The sequence below is a fragment of the Sphingomonas sp. genome, assembly GCF_036269755.1.
In the GTDB taxonomy this organism is placed as follows: domain Bacteria; phylum Pseudomonadota; class Alphaproteobacteria; order Sphingomonadales; family Sphingomonadaceae; genus Sphingomonas.
This window is the reverse complement of the sequence record NZ_DATBDV010000018.1, coordinates 61,941-81,318: the sequence shown is the minus strand read 5'-3', so window position 1 is coordinate 81,318 and position 19,378 is coordinate 61,941. Positions and strand designations below refer to the sequence as shown.

Genomic DNA, 19,378 nt, shown 5'->3' with positions numbered 1-19,378 from the left:
CCACTAGGTTGTATTCTCGCTTGCTCTTGAGATTCGAGGCAGCAATTTCTGAGCTAACGATACGTTCGCACTCGTCCACGCGATGAAGCGTTTCGAGCGAAGTATTGTTAGGGACCGCCACGAAATAATCGGCTAATGCCAATCTTTTACCGTCCGGGCCTATCTTTGACGGGCACCACTTAGCACGGTCGCTTCCGACCGCAGTCGAATTGTTTCCGACCAACATAATCACTGCGCAAGGCAAAAGCAGGATTTTCAAGTTTCTCATCGGATACCTCCTATTCAGCCGACGATAACATCAGCCGCGCCGTCGCCTTGGCGCTCCCCACCACGCCCGGAATCCCCGCGCCGGGATGCGTGCCCGCGCCGACGAAGAACAGGTTCTTGATGTGCGGGTCGCAATTATGGACTCGGAAATAGGCGCTTTGCAGCAGCGTCGGCTCGAGGCTGAACGCGCTGCCGAGATGCGCGTGGAGGTCACCCGCGAAATCGCTCGGCGCGTAGCTGAACTTGGTGACGATGCGATCGTGGATGTCGGGGATCAGCCGCCGCCCGATCTCGTCGAGGATGCGTTGTTCGAGGATCGGCCCGACTTCGTCCCAATCGACCGGGAACTTGCCCATGTGCGGCACCGGGGCGAGCGCGTAGAAAGTCGAATGGCCTTCGGGCGCGAGGCTCGGGTCGGTCACCGTCGGGTGGTGGAGATAGAGCGAGAAATCCTCCGCGAGCACGCCGTGGTCGTAAATGTCCTCGAGCAATTCCTTATAGCGCGGGCCGAACAGGATCATGTGGTGTGGGATGCCCGGCCACGTCCCCTTGATCCCGAAATGGACGACGAACAAAGACGGCGACCAGCTCTTCTTTTCGAGGCTGCGCTTTGTGCGTTGCGCGCTGCGCGAGCCGCTCAGCAAGTCGCGATACGAATGCATCACGTCGGCGTTGGTCGCGACCGCTTCCGCCTCATCCTGCCAGCCGCTTCGAGTGACGACGCCGGTCGCGCGGTCGCCGAGCGTCTCGATCTTCGCCACCGGGTCGCCAAGCCGCATCTTGCCGCCGAGCCGCTCGAACAACGCAACCATCCCCGCGACCAGCCGGTTGGTCCCGCCCCTGGCGAACCACACCCCGCCATCCTTTTCGAGCTTGTGGATCAGCGCGTAGATCGCGCTGGTGGTGAACGGGTTGCCGCCGACCAGCAACGTGTGGAAGCTCAGCGCCTGGCGCAGCTTCTCGTTCTTCACGTAACGCGAGACGATCGAATAGACCGACCGCCACGCCTGATACTTCATCAGCGCGGGCGCGGCCTTGAGCATTTGCCCGAAATCGAGGAACGCGGTGGTGCCGAGCTTCTCATACCCCTCGTGATACACGCCCGCCGAATATTCGAGGAACCGCTGGTAGCCCGCGACGTCGTCGGTATCGAGCCGCGCGATCTCCGCGCGAAGCTGCGCGTCGTCGTTCGAATAATCGAAGCTGGTCCCGTCGCGCCAGTTGAGCCGGTAGAACGGCATTACCGGCATCAGCTCGACGTCTTCCGAAATGTCGCGCCCGGTCAGCTTCCACAATTCGTTGAGCGAAGCGGGGTCGGTGATCACCGTCGGCCCGGCGTCGAAGGTGAATCCGTCGCGCTCCCAGAAATAAGCGCGTCCGCCCGGCTTGTCGCGCGCCTCGACGATGGTGGTCGCGACCCCGGCCGATTGCAGCCGGATGCCGAGCGCGAGTCCACCGAACCCGGCGCCGACGATGATCGCCTTGTTCATCGCGTACCCCGGATCGCGGCGAGCGCGCGGCCGACCGGCACGGGGGGCTTGCCCATCAGGATCCGCGCCTTGTCCATCATGCTCGATCGTGCCGCATAGAAGCGGCCTATAAGCCGGGGGTGGAGCCGATAAAAGCGTTCGAGGATTCGATAGCGCTGATCGGGCTCGGCGGCGCGGAACAACATCGCGTCGAGCATGCGGTAGAACCCCCGCGAATCCCAAGCGCGCCTGGCCATACCATAGGTGAGATCGTGGAGCGCGGGCGAGGACAGGTCGCTCGCCTTGGCGATCGCGACCGCGAGCCGGATCGCGTCGGGCAGCGAATAGCCGGTGGTCGGGTGGAACAGCCCGGCGCGAAGCCCAGCCTTGGCGACCTTGTCGCCGCCGCCGCTGCGCCACAGCGCCTCGAAATCGCCACCGATCGCGACCGGCAATGCGCCGGCTTCCTCGCGGACGACGCTCGTGACCGACCACGCCTGCGCGGCGGCGTACGCGTCGATCCGCTCGGCCAGCACCGCGCGGTCGATGTCGGGCGTATCGCTGTAATAGGTGTCCTCGACGAACAATCGGTCGTCCGCGAACGGCAGGGTATAGACGAAGCGATAGCCGTCGGATTGCTCGACCGTCGCGTCCATCACGATCGGGCGGTCGAGGCCGTGCGGCCGGTCCAGCAGGAGTTCGCGCCCCACGAATTTCTGCCAGCCAAGGTCGAGCGCCGACAGGTCGCCCGCGCCGCGCGCGTCGATCACGCCGCCCGCCTCGACCCGGTCGCCGCTCGCCAGCACCACCGCCCCCGCGCCGACCGCGATCGCGCGCTCGGCGATCAGCTGCCCGGGCGCGAGGTGCTTGGCGACGAGACGCGCGAAGCGTTCGGACTCGATCGAATAATAGCCGGTGCCGAGCACGCGGCGATGCGCGGGGAAGCGCACCTCGTAATCCGCCCAGCCATGGCTGACGAGCGGCGCCGCCAGCCAGCGGTCGGCGTTGGCGATGTCGCTCGCGAAGAACGACCAGACATGGTTGCCGCCGATCGCGCCCGGCTCGATCAGCCGCAGGTCGATATCGGGCCGCTTCTGCCGCAGCGCGAGCGCGATCAGCCCGCCGGCGAGCCCGCCCCCGACGATCGCCACGTCGCACTGGATGATCGCGGGCATCGGGCAGCGCTACGGCATTGAGCGCGCGGGTGTAACCCCTTCACTTAGCCCCTCCCCTTCAGGGGAGGGGTTGGGGTGGGGCAGTCACAGGCGGTCCGCTCTGCGAGGCATCCCCCACCCCTTACCCCTCCCCTGAAGGGGAGGGGCGGAAGAAGTCACGCCGCCTCGCGCAAGGGCATCTCGGTCGCCATCGCCGCCGCGACCGACGGACGCTGACGCATCGCGGCGCGCCAATCCTTGAGCACCGGCCATTGCGCGATATCGATCCCGGCGAACTCGCACCAATTGAGCACCGCGAGTAGATACGCATCGGCCACCGAGAACTGATCGAGCAGGAATTGCCGCCCGTCGAGGTGCGCCGACAACAGCCCGAAGCGCTTGTCCGCCTGCCCCTTCGCCCATTCGCGTGCGCCCTCGTTCGACCGTCCGGTCATTAGCGGCGCGAACACCGCCTTGTGGATTTCGGTCGAGATGAAGTTGAGCCATTTGGTCAGCTCGTAACGCTCGGCGGTGTACGGTGCCGGCGCCAGCACCCCCTCGGCGGCGAGGTCCGCGATATAGGTCAGCACCGCCGGCCCCTCGCTCAGCGTCACCGCGCCCGCTTCCATCGCCGGGACGTACCCCATCGGGCTGACGCTCGCGAAGTCGCGCCCGTCGGGGAGCGGCTGGCCGGGCGTGACCTGGACGAACTCGGCGTCGAGCTCGGCTTCGTTGATCGCGATTCGAGTCGCCAGGCTGCACGCGAAGGGGATGAAATAGAGCTTCATGGTCACGTCTCCTTAAGCCGGTTGATTTTTGTACCGTTCCGCATAAATTGGTTTCGAGTCAAGGATTGTTTGCGAATTGGTACAGAAACCAGCCAAGCCGCGCGGCCGACCGCGCGGGTTCGATCCCGCCGATGCGCTCAAGGCCGCGTCGGAGCGGTTTCGCACGCGCGGCTATGCCGGGACCTCGCTCGACGATCTGGTCGAGGCGACCGGGCTCGCGCGCCCGAGCCTCTATGCCGCGTTCGGCGACAAGCGGGCGTTGTACCTCGCCGCGCTCGACCGCACGATCGCTCGAGTCGGCGCCAGTTTCGACACGCTGATCGCGAGCGACCTCCCGCTCCGCGAAAGCCTGACCGCGATGTTCCGCTTCGTCGTCGACGGCTATCTGACCGGCGAGGCCGGGCCGTCGGGGTGCATCATGATCTCGATCTCGGCGGCGAGCGCGGTCGACGACGCCGACGTTCGCGAGCGGTTGGCGGCGTTCCTCGCGATCGAGGATCAGCGCGTGGAGACGCTGCTCGAAACGCGCGGGGACGCCCAGGCGGCGGCGCATTCGCGGCTGGTCACCGCGGTGATCCACAGCCTCAGCGTCCGCGCCCGCGCCGGTGCGCCGCGCGAGGAACTGGACGCGATCGCACAGGCGTGCGTAGACCTGATCGCGTGACTCGCCCACCGCTCACCGTCCACGCCCGCGCGCTCGGCCTCGCGGTCTTTATCATCGTCGCCTACGCAGCGGTCGAATTCGCCTGGCATCGCCCGCCGATCTGCCTGTGCGGGACGATCAAATTGTGGACCGGCGCCGTATGGTCGGCCGAGAACAGCCAGCAAGTCAGCGACTGGTATTCGCTCAGCCACATCATCCACGGCTTCCTGTTCTACGGCGCGGCGTGGCTGGTGCTGCCGGGCAAGGCTCGCAACTGGGCGCTGCCGCTCGCGGTGCTGGTCGAGGGCAGCTGGGAACTGCTCGAAAATTCGCCGATCATCATCGACCGCTACCGCGCCGCCACTGCCGCCGCCGGCTATTCGGGGGACAGCATCCTCAATTCAATGAGCGACATTGTCTTCATGATGCTCGGTTTCGCCGCCGCACGGCGCTTGCCATGGTGGGCGACCGTCGCCCTCGCGCTGTTCTTCGAACTCCTCGCACTCGCCGTGATCCGCGACAACCTCACGCTCAACGTGCTGATGCTGGTCCACCCGATCGACGCGATCCGGGTATGGCAAGCGGGGGGATGATCGCTAAAGTGCGGTTCGAAGGGAACGCCAGTGCGGCACGCGTTGATGATCGCGACCATCCTGTTTTTATGGCCCAACCTCGGGACGGCCAAGCCGACGAACACGCCGTGCCCGGTTGATCGCGTCATCTATCATCTCGAAGGAGCGACGCAATTCACGATGGGATTTGTTAAAACGCGGGAGCCAAGCTCTTTTTCCGATCTGGTGCTTTTCTTGCGTACCCCGAGGCACACATATTGGTTCTCTCCAGCCGTTCCCAATGGCGCCGGTAACATCTACCTGCAGCCGGATGTCGATCCTCGTCTTTCCGAAAAAGCGGCGGAACGCGCGGCTGATCGTGCCAGGGCAGCCGACATCGGTGGGTCCGACAGGGAAATCATCGGGCTTTACATGTTCAAGGGCAATTTGAGTTCGCTCAACTTCGTGCCGAGTTCGCGCGATCCGGCGCCCGCCTATCTGTTCGCGCCCGAGCTCATTCCCGCTTTGTGGTACGACCAGACCTATCTCGCTTACGGTGACCCTCGCGCCCCGCGCGAAGTCATGCCGCTAGGACTGTTCAAAGCGACCGGTTGCCAACGGTAACAAAATGATCAGCGCCGCGCGTAAACTGACGCCGTGACCCCAATCCTCGCCATCCTACTTTCTGCGCTCGCGATGACGCTGATCGTGGGCCTGCGCTACGTCGCCAGCAGCGGCGCGTTCGCCTTAGCCACCCGCGCCGTCCGCCCCGGCCTCTACACCGGCCTCGACAGGCAAATCCGGCGCGAGATCATGTGGAGCCTCGCCTCTGCCGCGATCTATGGCATCCCCGCAGGCATCGTCGCCTGGGGCTGGCAGAATCGCGGCTGGACGTTGATCTACACCGATCTCCACGCTTTCCCGCTCTGGTACCTGCCGCTGTCGGTGCTGCTCTATCTCTTCGCGCACGACGCCTGGTTCTACTGGACACATCGCTGGATGCACCGGCCGCGGCCGTTCCGCCTCGCGCACGCGGTCCACCATGCCAGCCGGCCGCCCACCGCCTGGGCGGCGATGGCGTTTCATCCGGTCGAGGCGCTGACCGGCGCGGTGGTGATCCCTGCTTTGGTGTTCGTCGTTCCGATCCACATCGGTGCGCTCGGCGTCGTGCTCGCGATCATGACCGTCATGGGCGTCACCAATCACATGGGGTGGGAAATCTTCCCGCGCTTCATATGGGGCGGAAGGCTGGGGAATTGGCTGATCACCGCGAGCCATCATCAGCGCCATCACGCCGACTATCGGTGCAATTACGGACTCTATTTCCGCGTCTGGGATCGCCTGTGCGGCACCGATCGCGGGATCGGCAGCTTCGACCCGACGTTGCCCAAGCGCAACAGCTGATCGGTTACCGCCGCGACGCGAAGGAGCAAAACGCCAAGGCGGGCGTTGCGAGCGCGTAACATTACGAAAAGGGACCGCCCGTGCGCCTCGTCTTCAGCCTGACTGCCCTCGCCGCCGCGCTCGCCGCTGCGCCCGCTTTCGCGCAGGACGCCCCCGCCACGCCGCCCGCCGCCGCGCCGGTCGATACCGGTGGCGATTCGATCACGATCGGCGCGGGCGGCGCGTACATCCCGGATTACGAGGGATCGGACCATTATGTGTTGCGCCCCGTACCCGGCGCGATCGGGTCGGTGTCCGGGTTCAACTTCACGCTGGCGGGCAACCGCGCCTCGATCGACCTCATCCCCAACAAACCCGGCCCGACCTGGGACTTTCAGGCGGGGCCGATCGGCGTGGTCAATTTCAACCGATCGAGCCTCAAGAGCATCGACGACCCGCGAGTCCGCGCGCTCGGCAAGCGCTCGACCTCGATCGAGGTCGGTGGGTTCGTCGGGATCGGCAAGACCGGGGTGATCACCAGCGAGTATGACCGTCTGTCGTTCTCGGTTAGCTACGTGAAGGGCGTGACCGGCGCAATGCGCTCCGGGATCTTCTCGCCGACGGTCAACTATTTCACCCCGCTCAGCCACAAGGCCGCGGTCGGCTTGTACGTCTCCGCCGAGCGTGCCGAGCGCGGTTACGGCCGCGCCTATTTCGACGTCGATCCCGCAGGCAGCCTCGCGAGCGGTCTGCCGGTCTATTACACGCGCGGCGGGTGGAAGGACTGGACCGCCGGCGCGATCGGCACCGTGTCGCTGACCGGCGATCTGCTCCACGGCTTCAAGCTCGTCGCGGGCGGCACCTATACGCGGTTGCTCAACGATTTCGGCCGATCGCCGATCGTCAGCATCGCCGGCAACCGCAGCCAGTGGCAAGGCGTAGTCGGGCTCGCCTACACCTTCTGATCGTCCGCATCGGCCGCAAAATCCGCATCGGGCTGCCGAATTCGCGCGTCTATCCTCTACCGTTCGCCCGCAAGCCCCGCTAACGGGGGCGGGGGGAACCCCGTGTGGAAGAAGAGGAACTGACACGATGGCCGATGACGCCCAGTTGATCGAGGCGTTCGATTCGCGCGTAAAGCGGCGTAACGAACGGCGCGAATTCTTCCGCACGGCGCTCGGCGCCGCCGCGATCGGCGCGGGCGCTCTCGCCCTGTCGCGCGAAGCCCATGCACAGAGCGTTCCCGTCACCGACGCCGACGTCCTCAACTTCGCGCTCAACCTCGAATATCTCGAAGCGCAATTCTATTCGTTCGCGGCGACCGGCGCCGGGCTCGCCTCGACGCTGTTGACTGGCACCGGCACGCAAGGCGCGGTGACCGGCGGGCAGAAGGTCAACTTCACCGATCCCATCGTTTCCGCCTTCGCCAAGGAAATCGCCAAGGACGAAGTCGAGCACGTCACCTTCCTGCGCGCGGCACTCGGCACCGTCGCGGTCGCGCAGCCGGCGATCAACATCGATGGCACCGACCCCAACGGCGCGTTCAGCAAGGCGGCGCAGGCGGCGGGCCTCGTCCCCGTCGGCACCGCGTTCAACCCCTATGCCTCGGACGAGAACTTCCTGCTCGGCGCGTTCATCTTCGAAGATGTCGGGGTGACCGCGTACAAGGGCGCAGCGCCGTTGCTCGTCAGCAAGACCTATGTCGAAGCGGCGGCGGGCATCCTCGCGGTCGAGGCGTATCACGCCGCGATGATCCGCACGACGCTCTACGCCAAGGGCCTCGCGACGCCGAGCCTGCGCACCAGCGCCGATGCCATATCCGACGCGCGCGACAGCCTCGACGGCGCGAGCGACGACGATCAGGGCATCTCCCCGGTGACCATCAACGGCGGCACCGCGTCGAACATCGCGCCGCTCGATGCCAACGGCCTCGCCTTCAGCCGGTCGCCCGGCCAGGTGCTCAACATCGTCTACCTCAACCACGCCGCGGTGACGTCGGGCGGGTTCTTCCCCGCCGGGGTCAACGGCACCGTCACGACCTCGGCCGCCAACTGACGCCAAGCGAATAGGGAAACAGTCATGATCGACAACGATACCGCGCTTGCCGTCCTCGACGCTTGCGACCGCCGCCGCGCCGAACGCCGGCGCTTCCTGACACTCGCATCGAGCGGCGTCGCGACGCTCGGCGGGCTCGCGCTGCTGAGCGCGTGCAAAAGCAAGAGCACGCCCACCCCGACCCCGACGCCTTCGTCGAGCGTGTCGCCGACGCCGACCCCGACGTCGACCGCGGCCGACCTCGACATCCTCAACTTCGCGCTCAACCTCGAATATCTCGAGGCGCAATTCTATTCGTATGCGGTCTACGGCACCGGGCTGCCGGCGGCGCAGACCGGCGGCACGGGTACGATGGGCACGGTGACCGGCGGCGCCCAAGTCGCGTTCAGCGACCCGCTGGTCGCGCAATATGCGCGCGAGATCGCGGCCGACGAAGCCGAGCATGTCGCGTTCCTGCGCACCACGCTGGGCGCGGCGGCGGTGGCGATGCCCAACATCAACATCGACGGCGGCGCGAGCGGCGCGTTCACCGCGGCGGCGCGCGCGGCTGGCGTGGTCGGCGCAGGCGGCACGTTCGACCCTTACGCCTCGGATGAAAACTTCCTGCTCGGCGCGTTCGTCTTCGAGGATGTCGGCGTCACCGCGTACAAGGGCGCGGCGCCATTGCTCAGCCAGGTCTATGTCGAGGCCGCGGCCGGGATTCTCGCCGCCGAGGCCTATCATGCCGGGCTGATCCGCACCGTGCTCTACCGCAAGGGGCTGGCCACGCCCGCGCTCCAGCTGATCGAGAATGCCGGCAAGATCAGCGACGCGCGCGACAGCCTCGACGGCCCGAGCGACGACGACAAGGGCATCGCCAGCCCCGATAGCGGCGTCACCTCGAACATCGTGCCCGCCGACGGCAACGGCCTCGCCTACAGCCGCACGACCGGCCAAGTGCTCAACATCGCCTATCTGTCGAAGTCGGCGGTCGCGGCGGGCGGCTTCTTCCCGACCGGGGTTAACGGCAACATCAAGACGAGCACCGCCGAACCATAAGCGGGCGCACCTGGATTGCGCCAGCAATCCAGGAGACGCCACGTCGGGCAGCGGGGCGGGCAAGGCCCGCTCCGTCTGACGACGTGGCGCTAAGGTAGCTCTAGCGGCGCTCTTGCATTCCGCCACCGTTCACCGACAAGGCGCGATGCCCGCCGAACGATCGATCTGGATTACCGCCCTCTCCACCTTTTCGTCGACGCGCGAAAAGATATTGGAGCATCGCTTCGTCAGCGATGTGACGAGCGAATTGTGGCGACGCGGCATTTTCGATTTTGCCGTATCTCACAGCGAAGTCGACAATAGCGGATATGACCTCATCATCGAAGCTGGCAGCACGGTGCGCCATATTCAGCTCAAGGCGATGCAAGTGTCTGGCGCGCGCCGCGACTTTGGATTGCAACTTCGCTTGGCGGACAAGCCGTCCGGCTGCGCGGTTTTGATGCTGCACGATCCGACGACGCTGTCGATCGCTGAATATCGACTTTTCGCTGGCACGGCGGGCAATCCGCTGCCGTCGCTTGGCGACAAGGCCGTTTGGCATACCAAGGGCAATGCGCTAGGCGTAAAAGCCGAGCGCCCCGCGCTCCGATCAATACCGATAAGCAGCTTCCTTCCCGTGCAAGACACGATCGCCTTGGTCGATAGACTGTTCGGTATCCCACAAGTTTGACTTGGACGCCGGTGCTATCCGGCCTACACCAAGCCATCCCCGGGGAGCCGTGCGCGCAATCGCCGGTTGAGAGCGGAATATCCCGCGACCCGTCGAACCTGATCCCGGTAATACGGGCGGAGGGAGTGGGCGGTTTTCTTCCCGAAATCCGTGACCTCGCTTCGATACGATGGAGTGAGTAGACATGGCCGACGTTGATTCAAGGATTGAACTGTCTGCCGATGGCAGCCAGCGGCCCGCCCGCACCGAAATCGGCGTCACCACCGGGCCGATCCGCGGCAGCCGCAAGATCAGCGTCGGGCGATTGGGCGTGAAGATGCGCGCGATCGATCTCGAGCCGTCGTCGGGCGAGCCGCCGCTCAACGTCTACGACACCTCCGGCCCCTACACCGACCCCGCCGCGAAGATCGACATCCAGGCCGGCCTTCCGAACGTCCGCCGCCAGTGGATAGAGGCGCGCGGCGACGTCGAGTCCTACGACGCGCGAGAACTCCGCCCCGAGGATAACGGCCAGCTCGGCCCCGACCGTTCGGGCGGCGTCCCGCGCTTCCCCAACGTCGTCAAGCGCCCGCTGCGTGCCAAGCCCGGGATGAACGTCAGCCAGATGCACTATGCCCGCCGCGGCATCATCACCCCCGAGATGGAATACGTCGCCACGCGCGAGAATCTCGGCCGCGAGATGTTGCGCGAATACACCCGCGACGGCGAAAGCTTCGGCGCCGCGATCCCCGATTACGTCACCCCCGAATTCGTCCGCGACGAGGTCGCGCGCGGCCGCGCGATCATCCCCTCCAACATCAACCACCCCGAATCCGAACCGATGGCGATCGGCCGCAACTTCCTGGTCAAGATCAACGCCAATATCGGCAACTCCGCAGTCGCCAGCGACGTCGCCGCCGAAGTCGACAAGATGGTCTGGTCGATCCGCTGGGGCGCCGACACCGTCATGGACCTGTCGACCGGGCGCAACATCCACGACACGCGCGAATGGATCATCCGCAACTCGCCCGTGCCGATCGGCACCGTCCCGATCTATCAGGCGCTGGAGAAGGTGGGCGGCGTCGCCGAGGATTTGACCTGGGAAATCTTCCGCGACACGCTGATCGAACAGGCAGAGCAAGGCGTCGATTACTTCACGATCCACGCCGGCGTCCGGCTTCCGTATGTGCCGCTCACCGCCAAGCGCGTCACCGGCATCGTCAGCCGCGGCGGCTCCATCATGGCGAAATGGTGCCTGAGCCACCACAAGGAGAGCTTCCTGTACGAGCGCTTCGACGAAATCACAGAGATCATGAAGGCGTACGACATCGCCTATTCGCTCGGCGATGGTCTCCGCCCCGGCAGCATCGCCGACGCCAACGACGAAGCGCAGTTCGCCGAGCTCTACACGCTGGGCGAGCTCACCCACCGCGCCTGGGCGCAGGACGTCCAGGTCATGATCGAAGGCCCCGGCCACGTGCCGATGCACAAGATCAAGGAGAATATGGACAAGCAGCTCGAGGTCTGCGGCGAGGCGCCGTTCTACACGCTCGGGCCGCTCACCACCGACATCGCGCCCGGCTACGACCACATCACCAGCGGCATCGGCGCCGCGATGATCGGCTGGTACGGCACCGCGATGCTCTGCTACGTCACGCCAAAGGAGCACCTCGGCCTCCCCGACCGCGACGACGTCAAGGTCGGCGTGGTGACCTACAAGCTCGCCGCCCACGCCGCCGATTTGGCAAAGGGCCACCCCGCCGCCCAGATGCGCGACGACGCGCTAAGCCGCGCAAGGTTCGAGTTCCGCTGGCGCGACCAGTTCAACCTCAGCCTCGATCCCGATACCGCGGAGGACTATCACGACCAGACTCTCCCCGCCGAAGGCGCCAAGACCGCGCATTTCTGTTCGATGTGCGGGCCTAAGTTTTGCAGCATGAAGATCACGCAGGAAGTCCGCGACTTCGCCAGCAAGCAGAACCAGGGCGTCGAAGGCTTCATCGCGAGCGGTCCGACCGGCGCGGAAACGGCGGCCGCGAGCAAGGCGGCGGCGATCAAGGGGATGGAGGAGATGAGCAAGCTCTACAACGAAGGTGGGCGCGAGCTGTACATGGGCGCGGGCGGGCGGGAGCACGATTGACGCGGCATTCACGGATATAGCTACGACTAGCAAAGAGCGACACGCTTACCAAAAATGGTGTCGATTTACCGCTCCGCAGGGAGCGACGCCGATAGTGCGTGTCCTCGCGTCCGCCTGACCGCGCCGTTTGCCGAAGGCTGTAGCCGTTTGTAAGCGTACACGCAGACCGCAAAGTAAGCGAGCCAAGGAACCCAACGGACACCAGGTCATCTGCTATACTTGGAACCATAACGCGACGTAGAAAGATTCATCTACCCCGTTTCCGAAGTAATATGTAGGTTAAACGTCATAGGGTTCCTTTTGAAGGCGCGTTCAAGAGCGGATGTGGTTACCAGTCGATCTCGATGAAATGCAGCGGTACGAGGAGTTGGATCCAGGGACCGCGTTCTGGCTAGAGCACTGGCTTTTCATTCACAGTGATGAGGCCTTCGGCTTCGCCAAGGCCAGACCTCTAGGACTTCATACACTAGCAGGAATGGTGTCCGACATAATCACTGCCGAAGGCGGACGGGCATTGGTACGAGTGGTCGTTGAGGAAATCGAACAGTATCGCAAACTCTTTGACGCTCTGCAGATTGTGAGACCTCAAGAAGAGATAGCCTTCCGTTTGAACGGCACGCTAAAGATAAGCTCGGTTTGGGCTGAATTTATAATGACTTATCAAAAGCACGCGGCCCATCTGGATTTCCTAAAAGCGATCGCTGGCTTAATCCGCGATGCCACGGCGGCCAACGATCGCCCACAAATAGCATATCTTAGTCGCCGATTTGCAGGTGAGCTTAGCGATCTCCATACTAGTCCTAAATGGATATATATAAAATCCCGCAAGGCCGTTCTTGAGTCAGGCAATCTAGAAATTTTAGATAGTCTTATCGAAGAAGTAAGCTCTCAAGAAAAGTCAGACTATGTTGTCTCGTTTGAATTTGCCCGAGTTGAAACTTCGGCGAGGCTATATGTTGAGTACGGGCTTGCTAAGCTGATATTTGAAAAGAACTCAGATAATGAATATCTCGCTGGAGCCAAGGGCGGCAAGATTCTGATCGGAATTAGAATTCCAGTCAAAGCGACCGATGTAAATCGCGCACATGATAAGTCAGTTTCCATTTGCCAAGCATCTTTGTCATACTTGAGACTTAACTTCTATGTCCGTACCTACATCATTGGAAATTCTGTCGTCGAAGGAGGTGATAAGAAGACGCTTTTCTCGCTAAGGCAGCCTTTTTGGAGTCATAGAGAAGGACAAATTCGGCCAATACCGCGCTTCCCGCACAACTTTTTCAACCAGAAGCTCTTCGACGACGCCCAAGACCGCACACGGTGGCATGCGGCCCGGGAGCATGTGAGCGTCGCGATCGCCACTTGGTCCGAAAATTGCCACCATGCGGCATCTAGCGTGTGGCAGGCGCTGGAGTGCCTTTCCGGCACTCCAAACGCGGTATACCCTACAGTAATTCCCCGCTATAACGCTGCGGTCAGGCTAGAACTACTTAGATGGTGTCGGTTACGTCTAGCCCAGCACCACTGGGCTCGAGTTCGATCCGGGCTGGCTTGTGACTGGCCTGCAGCAAATAGTCGGCGGTCAGACATCGAGTGGCTGAAACGTCTTTTTTCTCGCGGTGGGGCGGATTATTTCGAGCGTTGGAAATCTCCACCCGCTTCACCTGTGCTGTTCGGTGAGGTGGGATTATTGTCTGGTTTATTTCGGTATGACGGCGGCCCGAAGGGAGCTCATTGGATTGACCGCAGGATGGAACTCGATTTGCGCCACTTATACGCTTTGAGAAATAGTCTCGTTCACCGAGGGCATCGAATTGGGACGGAGAGATGGGCTAGTTATTTAGCATCCTTGGGCCTAGAAATATTGATATCTTGGGCACGAGAGAAGAGTTCCTTCTATGCAAGCTCTCAAACGGCGGATAACATGGCTTCGATGTAAACCATTGCGCGTTGCCACATGCTAGGCCTCAGTAATGATACCGGCACTGCGCCACCTGCAAGGTCTGCGCATCACCGCTGCCCGTCACGCGATACACCAACCGGTGCTCCTGATTGATCCGCCGCGACCACCAGCCTGACAGGTTCCCGCCGAGCGGCTCGGGCTTGCCTGTACCCTTGAACGGGTGACGGCGGCATTCCTCGATCAGCGCGTGGAGCTTTTCGACGATCTTCGCGTCATGCTCCTGCCAATGGCGGTAATCCTCCCACGCCGTCGGCCAGAACGTCACGTTCACGGATAGTCGATGCCCGGCGCGTCGCCCGCCTCGAACCCGCGCACCGCTTCCAGCAGCCGTTCGGCGTTCTTCGGCGAGCGCAGCAGGTACAGCGTCTCCTCGATCGACGCCCATTCGCTTTCGGAGATCAGCACCGCACCCTCGCCGCGCTGGCGCGTGATCGCCAGCGGCGCGCGGTCGGCGACGACCTTGTCGATCATCGCCTTCAAGTTTTCGCGCGCTTCGGAATAGCTGACGGCTTGCATGGCATAGATATGGACAAGAACCTGTACAACGTCAATCCCGCGGCATCAGCGTGAGCCCGCCGCGGCAAAGCAGCTTCGGGTCGGTCATGCCCCCCGGCATGGCCTGAAGCTCGTCGGTCGTCGCCTTAGCGACGCCGGCCGACACTCGGCGCTTTCGGGACTAGCTTCGCTATTCCCGGCCTCGTGTTGCAATGTAGGATTTCATCTGACTTACACTCTCAGATGACCGGCTCATCCGATCCCCGCCAGCCAGCGCCGGGCAATGCGCTGGCCGCCACCGACGCCGACGACACCGACCTCGCCCCGCCCGGTTACGACCCCGCCGACTATCGCTCGGTGCCCGTCCGCCGCCCGCTACGGACTCGATGGCTGGACCGAGGAGAAGCAGCGCCGCTTTATCGAAACGCTTACGCTCTCGCCCCTCTTGTCGGTTGGATGACCCATGGGCAGTGCGAACATTGGGAACATTCGCGGCCCAACGCTGGCCGTGACGGAGACTCTTGATGCCCCACCTCGCCCACATCGCCCTGATCGTCCGCGACTATGACGAAGCGCTGGCGTTCTACGTCGGCAAGCTCGGCTTCACCCTGGTCGAGGACAGCTACCAGCCAAGCCAGGACAAGCGCTGGGTGACGATCCGCCCGCCCGGCGCGGCGGCGGACGCGACCACCATCCTCCTCGCCCGCGCCTCGACCTCCACCCAAGCGCGCTACATCGGCGACCAGGCCGGCGGGCGCGTGTTCCTGTTCCTCGCCACCGACGATTTCGCCCGCGACCATGCCGCCTTCACCGCCGCCGGGGTCGCATGGGTCCGCCCGCCCGCGACGTACGACTACGGCAAAGTCGCGGTGTTCGCCGATCTCTACGGCAATCTGTGGGATCTGGTGCAGTTCGCGCCGGGCCATCCCGCCGCCGGTTGATGGATGCCGGCATGCAACACTCGCTGCCGATAAAATCCAACATGCTTCCAATGTAGGATTTCGCCTGCTCCATGCTGTCGGATGGAAAACCCGTCCGATCCCCGAACCGCGCCGGGCGATGCGCCGGCCGATCCCGATCCCACCGATCCGGGCGACATCGCGTCGCTCGAACAGAACGAGCATATCCGCGAGCTCACCGCGTTCGGCCCGGTGCCGGTGCGATACCGCCATGACGGATGGGTGCCCGACCGCCAGCTCGCGTTTGTCGAGGCGCTGGCCGAATGCGGTTGCGTGGACGAGGCCGCGCGCGCGGTCGGGATGAGCCGAAACGCTGCCTATGCGCTGCGCCGGCGAGATGACGCTCAGGCGTTTCGCCTCGCCTGGGACGCGGCGACGGACATGGCGGTCGGGCGGCTGGCCGACGCCGCTCTGTCGCGCGCGATCAACGGTGTCGCGGTGCCGATCTTTCACGGCGGCGAGCAAGTCGGCGAGCGGCGCGATTATGACGAGCGGCTGACGATGTTCCTGCTGCGCTATCGCGATCCCCTCCGCTACGGCAAATGGCTCGACCGGCTGGACGCGCGCCAACGCCAGGACGGCCCGGCCGGGATATTCGCCGTACGCGTCGCGCGGATGCTGCGCGCGGCGTGGCGGTCGTTCGACGCGGCGTGGCGCGGCGAGTCCGCGCCGACACCGGCTCCCGAATATTTGTCGGGCGATCCCCGTGACGAATAGCGCGCTCGCGGGCGGACCCCGGGGACGGTGTAATCTTCGTAATCTTCCGCAGCGCCGGAAAAACCGCACGATCGGCGGCGGGACTCAGCCCTTGATCGTGACGATCCCCACCGGCCCCGGCTTGGTCGACGGGTTCGACGCGTTCTGCTTGGGGCCCTTGTCGGCCTTGGGCTTGCGGACTTCCTTGTTCGATTTCTTCTGACCCTTGGCCATGGCGGACTCCTTGTGGGGCGGCAGGCCCGTCGCCAGCCTAGCGCGTCGCGGGCGAGCTCGCCATCGTTTCGTCGATTTGCCCGCGGCGGCAAAGGCGATTAGCCTCACCCGAAAACAAGGTCGCGTTCAATCGATCAAGGGGGAGTTTGCCAATGTCTCGTCACCAAATGCTGCAGGCCGCGCTCGTCATATTCGGCGTGGTGTTTTGCCTCATCTATCCGCTCGCGATCGTGTGGCCGTCGGGCTGGGCGTGGCACGACGGGCCGCCGGCTTCGTCGCATTATTTCATGATGATCGTCGGGGTTTATGCGACGCTCGGGCTGTTCCTGATCCGCGCGTCGCGCGATCCGGCGGCGAACCGCTCGCTGATCGAGTTCACGATTTGGTCGAGCGTCGTCCACGCCGTGATCATGGCGGTGCAGTCGTACAGCGATCCGATGCGGATGGGGCATATGACCGGCGACGTGCCCGCGCTGGTGCTGGTCGCTTTGGTGCTCGGCGTGTTGCTCTATGGCGGCGACCGCCGCACCGCGACCGCCTGACCGCGGGCCGGCCGGTTTCTGATGATTTCGGGACCGGCCGGTCATCGATTTGATGTTCTTCGCTGCTGCTTGAGAAGGGGAAGGCCATGTCCGCAGAAAACGTCGCCGTCGTTCGAGGAATCTACGACGCGTTCGGCCGCGGCGACGTCGCCGCCGTGCTGGGCGCGATGGACCCGGGGATCGTCTGGCACGAGGCGGAGAACTTCCCCTATGCCGACCGCAATCCCTATGTCGGGCCGCAAGCCGTCGCGGAGGGCGTGTTCGCGCGTTGCATCGGCGAATGGGACGGGTTCGCGGTCGAGATGGTCGACCTGATCGACGGCGGCGACCGCGTCGTGGCGCTCGGCCGCTATGCCGGCACGTCGAAGGAAGGCGGCGGCGCGATGCACCCGCAAGCGGTGCACGTCTGGACGCTCGGCGACGGCAAGGCGGTGGCGTTCCAGCAATATATCGATACGCTCGCGGTCGCGCGCGCGATGGGGCGAGTCTGACGTAGCCCGCGCAGAGGGCCCCCGCCCACGAAAAAGGGCGCCCGCTGCCGGACGCCCCTTCGTTCGGTCAGCGTCGCGCCTAGAAGCGGACGCCGACGCCGGCAGCGAGGTGACGGCGCTGCAGGTTGACCCCGTAATACTTGCCGTAATCGGCATAGTTGCCCTCGACCATCACATAGACGTTCCGGTTGAGGTTGACGTCGATGCCGAGCGCGCCCTGGACGCCGTCCTTGCTGTCGTCGGCGGAAGCGCCGCCGCTGCTGGCATTGAAGCTGATCCGGGCATAGCCGGCCTTCGCATAGATGACGACCTTGTCGCCGACGACGAAGCCGATCCGGCCACCGGCACCGAGATTGCCGTTCTCCTTCAGGCAGCCGCCCGAATCGCACAGCGAAACGCTCGAGAATTCGTAGACCGCATACGGCCCGACGACGACGTTCTTCGCCCGGAGGTCGAAGCCGATCTCGCCGCCGTACGACACCGCGCTGCCGATCTTGTAGATCGAGCCGCCGCCGCTGATGGTCGGGGTTTCGTAGCCGACACGGGCTTCGAGGCGAACGCCGCTAACCTTCGAATCGGTCTTGTCCTGCGCGTAAGCAACGCCAGGGACGCACGCTGCCAGTGCGGCGAGCGCAACATATTTCTTCATCATTCCCCCACTCATTATTTGGTGTGAACCGGTACCGCCAGGACGGCGGACCGTATTGGCTTGCTAGAGCAGCGCTTTTGTTGCGTCCAGCAATAATCCCACCGATACAGCAGGATATCGGCACGGCGTTACAATCGCTCGATGGTCGCGGGGTCGCGCCGGCCGCCATGGAACGCGTCGAGGCAAGCGGCATAGGGCGCGGCGCCGGCGCCCGCCGCGGCTTCGAACAATGTCATGCTCGAGCGGAACTTGACCGCGTCGATCCCGCCCAGGATCGCTTCGGCCGATCGCCGTCCGGCCCAGCCGAGCATCGCCTCGCTCGCCGCGGCCAGCCGCGCGCCGAGCATCGGATGGTCGAGATAGGCGCGCGCTTCGGCGAGGTCGCGAATCGCATACATTCGCGCCATCGCGCTGTGGCCGAGCCCGGCGATCTGCGGGAACACGAACCACATCCAGTGGCTGGTCTTGGCGCCAGCGCAAAGCTCGGCGAGCGCGCGGTCGAACACGCCGTCCTGCGCGGCGACGAACCGGTCGAGATCGGACGGAGTTTGGTTCATCGCATCAACGCCGCGGGGCACAACGCATTGTCCGGCGAGATGCTCCCGCCGGCCGTCGCACCCAACCGGGCGCGTGGACGAGCTCGAGCTTCATCCCGTCGGGATCGGCGAAGAACACGGCGTAATAGTCGCCCGAATATTGCGGATAATGCGCGGGCGCGTCGAGCACGGTAATGTCGTTGGCGACGAGCAGGTCGTGCAGCCGGTCGACCTCCTCACGGCTCGCCGCGCGCCAGGCGAGGTGGTGGAGGCCGGGTGCGTAGCGATCGTGCGCGCCGCCGCTCGCGGCCGCTCGGATGCCGAGCGAAGCGCCGAACGGCTCGTGCCCGCGCATATCCCATTCGCAGCCGTCGAGCTCATCCTTGACCAGCGAATAGCCGAGGAATTCGAGAACCGGGGCATAAACGCACCTGGCCGCCGCGACGTCGCTCACGCTCAGGTCGATATGATGGAAGGCGCCGCGGTTACTCGACGTGTCACTCGGGTTCGTTCTCGTCACTGCCGAACCTCCGCTCTATCGTGAGTGGATGTGCAACGAAGCCTATCGTCGAGTCACGCTCGGCCAGCTCCGGGATGATTGGAGCCAGCTCAAGATCGGCCTGGTCTTTCCGGTCCTCGTGCAGCGCGGTGAAGCCCGCGAGGAAACGGTCGATCATTG

24 protein-coding genes and 1 riboswitch are annotated in these 19,378 nt (G+C 64.3%); of the genes, 14 read left to right on the top strand and 10 right to left on the bottom strand.

The features are described from left to right. Positions 1–278 precede the first annotated feature (278 nt). From VH326_RS11280 to VH326_RS11270, 3 genes are all read right to left on the bottom strand, one after another. Entirely contained in the window at positions 279–1,757 is a 1,479-nt protein-coding gene (locus tag VH326_RS11280) for a phytoene desaturase (RefSeq protein WP_329631919.1), read from the bottom strand. Continuing rightward, entirely contained in the window at positions 1,754–2,911 is a 1,158-nt protein-coding gene (gene crtY / locus VH326_RS11275; protein WP_329631918.1) for a lycopene beta-cyclase CrtY, read from the bottom strand. Before crtY ends, VH326_RS11280 begins: the two co-directional genes overlap by 4 nt. Positions 2,912–3,066: 155 nt before the next feature. Next, positions 3,067–3,678, bottom strand: coding sequence for a glutathione binding-like protein (locus tag VH326_RS11270; protein WP_329631917.1), 612 nt, complete (start codon positions 3,676–3,678; stop codon positions 3,067–3,069). A 76-nt stretch (positions 3,679–3,754) separates the two neighbouring features. Between VH326_RS11270 and VH326_RS11265 the strand changes: the two genes are divergently transcribed. The 10 genes from VH326_RS11265 to VH326_RS11220 all read left to right on the top strand — a co-directional run bounded on the left by VH326_RS11265 (position 3,755) and on the right by VH326_RS11220 (position 14,073). Further along, positions 3,755–4,342, top strand: a complete 588-nt coding sequence (locus VH326_RS11265; RefSeq protein ID WP_329631916.1) for a TetR/AcrR family transcriptional regulator — start codon at positions 3,755–3,757, stop codon at positions 4,340–4,342. Continuing rightward, complete coding sequence (locus VH326_RS11260; protein WP_329631915.1) at positions 4,339–4,914, top strand: DUF2585 domain-containing protein; 576 nt, start codon at positions 4,339–4,341, stop codon at positions 4,912–4,914. Before VH326_RS11265 ends, VH326_RS11260 begins: the two co-directional genes overlap by 4 nt. A gap of 45 nt (positions 4,915–4,959) precedes the next feature. Then, positions 4,960–5,496 carry a hypothetical protein gene (locus VH326_RS11255; RefSeq protein WP_329631914.1) on the top strand — a complete coding sequence of 179 codons (537 nt, stop codon included), beginning with the start codon at positions 4,960–4,962 and terminating at the stop codon, positions 5,494–5,496. A 72-nt stretch (positions 5,497–5,568) separates the two neighbouring features. Continuing rightward, positions 5,569–6,276 carry a sterol desaturase family protein gene (locus tag VH326_RS11250; protein WP_329631913.1) on the top strand — a complete coding sequence of 236 codons (708 nt, stop codon included), beginning with the start codon at positions 5,569–5,571 and terminating at the stop codon, positions 6,274–6,276. An 80-nt stretch (positions 6,277–6,356) separates the two neighbouring features. Then, positions 6,357–7,220: a MipA/OmpV family protein gene (locus VH326_RS11245; protein ID WP_329631912.1), complete on the top strand. Its 864-nt coding sequence runs from the start codon at positions 6,357–6,359 to the stop codon at positions 7,218–7,220. Positions 7,221–7,347: 127 nt separating this feature from the next. Beyond that, positions 7,348–8,310, top strand: a complete 963-nt coding sequence (locus tag VH326_RS11240) for a ferritin-like domain-containing protein (protein ID WP_329631911.1) — start codon at positions 7,348–7,350, stop codon at positions 8,308–8,310. Between the two features lie 24 nt (positions 8,311–8,334). Then, positions 8,335–9,348, top strand: a complete 1,014-nt coding sequence (locus tag VH326_RS11235; protein ID WP_329631910.1) for a ferritin-like domain-containing protein — start codon at positions 8,335–8,337, stop codon at positions 9,346–9,348. Positions 9,349–9,493: 145 nt separating this feature from the next. Further along, positions 9,494–10,018 (top strand): hypothetical protein, encoded by a 525-nt coding sequence (locus VH326_RS11230; RefSeq protein WP_329631909.1) that lies wholly within the window; start codon positions 9,494–9,496, stop codon positions 10,016–10,018. A gap of 30 nt (positions 10,019–10,048) precedes the next feature. Further along, a riboswitch (TPP riboswitch) is annotated at positions 10,049–10,160 on the top strand. Between the two features lie 42 nt (positions 10,161–10,202). Continuing rightward, positions 10,203–12,137, top strand: coding sequence for a phosphomethylpyrimidine synthase ThiC (gene thiC, locus VH326_RS11225; protein WP_329631908.1), 1,935 nt, complete (start codon positions 10,203–10,205; stop codon positions 12,135–12,137). 322 nt (positions 12,138–12,459) lie between these two features. Beyond that, positions 12,460–14,073 (top strand): hypothetical protein, encoded by a 1,614-nt coding sequence (locus VH326_RS11220; protein ID WP_329631907.1) that lies wholly within the window; start codon positions 12,460–12,462, stop codon positions 14,071–14,073. 28 nt (positions 14,074–14,101) lie between these two features. Here VH326_RS11220 and VH326_RS11215 read toward each other — a convergent pair whose 3' ends face one another. Both VH326_RS11215 and VH326_RS11210 read right to left on the bottom strand, forming a co-directional pair. Next, positions 14,102–14,368, bottom strand: coding sequence for a Txe/YoeB family addiction module toxin (locus tag VH326_RS11215; protein WP_329631906.1), 267 nt, complete (start codon positions 14,366–14,368; stop codon positions 14,102–14,104). Further along, positions 14,365–14,613, bottom strand: a complete 249-nt coding sequence (locus VH326_RS11210; protein ID WP_329631905.1) for a type II toxin-antitoxin system prevent-host-death family antitoxin — start codon at positions 14,611–14,613, stop codon at positions 14,365–14,367. Before VH326_RS11210 ends, VH326_RS11215 begins: the two co-directional genes overlap by 4 nt. Before the next feature lie 503 nt (positions 14,614–15,116). Here VH326_RS11210 and VH326_RS11205 point away from each other — a divergent pair. Further along, complete coding sequence (locus VH326_RS11205; protein WP_329631904.1) at positions 15,117–15,533, top strand: VOC family protein; 417 nt, start codon at positions 15,117–15,119, stop codon at positions 15,531–15,533. Between the two features lie 81 nt (positions 15,534–15,614). Next, complete coding sequence (locus tag VH326_RS11200) at positions 15,615–16,268, top strand: hypothetical protein (protein WP_329631903.1); 654 nt, start codon at positions 15,615–15,617, stop codon at positions 16,266–16,268. Positions 16,269–16,352: 84 nt separating this feature from the next. Here the strand turns inward: VH326_RS11200 and VH326_RS11195 are convergent, their stop codons facing one another. Continuing rightward, positions 16,353–16,481, bottom strand: a complete 129-nt coding sequence (locus tag VH326_RS11195) for a hypothetical protein (RefSeq protein WP_329631902.1) — start codon at positions 16,479–16,481, stop codon at positions 16,353–16,355. A 152-nt stretch (positions 16,482–16,633) separates the two neighbouring features. Between VH326_RS11195 and VH326_RS11190 the strand changes: the two genes are divergently transcribed. Next, entirely contained in the window at positions 16,634–17,023 is a 390-nt protein-coding gene (locus VH326_RS11190) for a DUF6632 domain-containing protein (protein WP_329631901.1), read from the top strand. A gap of 86 nt (positions 17,024–17,109) precedes the next feature. Next, positions 17,110–17,514, top strand: coding sequence for a nuclear transport factor 2 family protein (locus VH326_RS11185; protein WP_329631900.1), 405 nt, complete (start codon positions 17,110–17,112; stop codon positions 17,512–17,514). Between the two features lie 79 nt (positions 17,515–17,593). Here the strand turns inward: VH326_RS11185 and VH326_RS11180 are convergent, their stop codons facing one another. The 4 genes from VH326_RS11180 to VH326_RS11165 form a co-directional block, all read right to left on the bottom strand. Then, positions 17,594–18,163, bottom strand: coding sequence for an outer membrane protein (locus VH326_RS11180; protein ID WP_329631899.1), 570 nt, complete (start codon positions 18,161–18,163; stop codon positions 17,594–17,596). A 128-nt stretch (positions 18,164–18,291) separates the two neighbouring features. After that, the gene (locus VH326_RS11175) at positions 18,292–18,720 is read right to left on the bottom strand and encodes a DUF1810 domain-containing protein (protein ID WP_329631898.1); all 429 of its coding nucleotides are present in this window, start codon (positions 18,718–18,720) and stop codon (positions 18,292–18,294) included. A 4-nt stretch (positions 18,721–18,724) separates the two neighbouring features. Next, entirely contained in the window at positions 18,725–19,219 is a 495-nt protein-coding gene (locus VH326_RS11170; protein WP_329631897.1) for a VOC family protein, read from the bottom strand. Continuing rightward, a complete protein-coding gene (locus VH326_RS11165; RefSeq protein WP_329631896.1) occupies positions 19,197–19,376 on the bottom strand; it encodes a hypothetical protein in 180 nt (59 codons plus the stop codon). Before VH326_RS11165 ends, VH326_RS11170 begins: the two co-directional genes overlap by 23 nt. Positions 19,377–19,378: the final 2 nt, after the last annotated feature.

Excerpts from the sequence above, each read along its gene's own strand:
- VH326_RS11280 (WP_329631919.1), bottom strand. The coding sequence starts at position 1,757 with ATGAACAAGGCGATCATCGTCGGCGCCGGGTTCGGTGGACTCGCGCTC.
- crtY (WP_329631918.1), bottom strand. The coding sequence starts at position 2,911 with ATGCCCGCGATCATCCAGTGCGACGTGGCGATCGTCGGGGGCGGGCTC.
- VH326_RS11270 (WP_329631917.1), bottom strand. The coding sequence starts at position 3,678 with ATGAAGCTCTATTTCATCCCCTTCGCGTGCAGCCTGGCGACTCGAATC.
- VH326_RS11255 (WP_329631914.1), top strand. The coding sequence starts at position 4,960 with ATGATCGCGACCATCCTGTTTTTATGGCCCAACCTCGGGACGGCCAAG.
- VH326_RS11250 (WP_329631913.1), top strand. The coding sequence starts at position 5,569 with ATGACGCTGATCGTGGGCCTGCGCTACGTCGCCAGCAGCGGCGCGTTC.
- VH326_RS11240 (WP_329631911.1), top strand. The coding sequence starts at position 7,348 with ATGGCCGATGACGCCCAGTTGATCGAGGCGTTCGATTCGCGCGTAAAG.
- VH326_RS11235 (WP_329631910.1), top strand. The coding sequence starts at position 8,335 with ATGATCGACAACGATACCGCGCTTGCCGTCCTCGACGCTTGCGACCGC.
- VH326_RS11230 (WP_329631909.1), top strand. The coding sequence starts at position 9,494 with ATGCCCGCCGAACGATCGATCTGGATTACCGCCCTCTCCACCTTTTCG.
- thiC (WP_329631908.1), top strand. The coding sequence starts at position 10,203 with ATGGCCGACGTTGATTCAAGGATTGAACTGTCTGCCGATGGCAGCCAG.
- VH326_RS11220 (WP_329631907.1), top strand. The coding sequence starts at position 12,460 with ATGTGGTTACCAGTCGATCTCGATGAAATGCAGCGGTACGAGGAGTTG.
- VH326_RS11210 (WP_329631905.1), bottom strand. The coding sequence starts at position 14,613 with ATGCAAGCCGTCAGCTATTCCGAAGCGCGCGAAAACTTGAAGGCGATG.
- VH326_RS11205 (WP_329631904.1), top strand. The coding sequence starts at position 15,117 with ATGCCCCACCTCGCCCACATCGCCCTGATCGTCCGCGACTATGACGAA.
- VH326_RS11200 (WP_329631903.1), top strand. The coding sequence starts at position 15,615 with ATGGAAAACCCGTCCGATCCCCGAACCGCGCCGGGCGATGCGCCGGCC.
- VH326_RS11195 (WP_329631902.1), bottom strand. The coding sequence starts at position 16,481 with ATGGCCAAGGGTCAGAAGAAATCGAACAAGGAAGTCCGCAAGCCCAAG.
- VH326_RS11190 (WP_329631901.1), top strand. The coding sequence starts at position 16,634 with ATGTCTCGTCACCAAATGCTGCAGGCCGCGCTCGTCATATTCGGCGTG.
- VH326_RS11185 (WP_329631900.1), top strand. The coding sequence starts at position 17,110 with ATGTCCGCAGAAAACGTCGCCGTCGTTCGAGGAATCTACGACGCGTTC.
- VH326_RS11180 (WP_329631899.1), bottom strand. The coding sequence starts at position 18,163 with ATGAAGAAATATGTTGCGCTCGCCGCACTGGCAGCGTGCGTCCCTGGC.
- VH326_RS11175 (WP_329631898.1), bottom strand. The coding sequence starts at position 18,720 with ATGAACCAAACTCCGTCCGATCTCGACCGGTTCGTCGCCGCGCAGGAC.
- VH326_RS11165 (WP_329631896.1), bottom strand. The coding sequence starts at position 19,376 with ATGATCGACCGTTTCCTCGCGGGCTTCACCGCGCTGCACGAGGACCGG.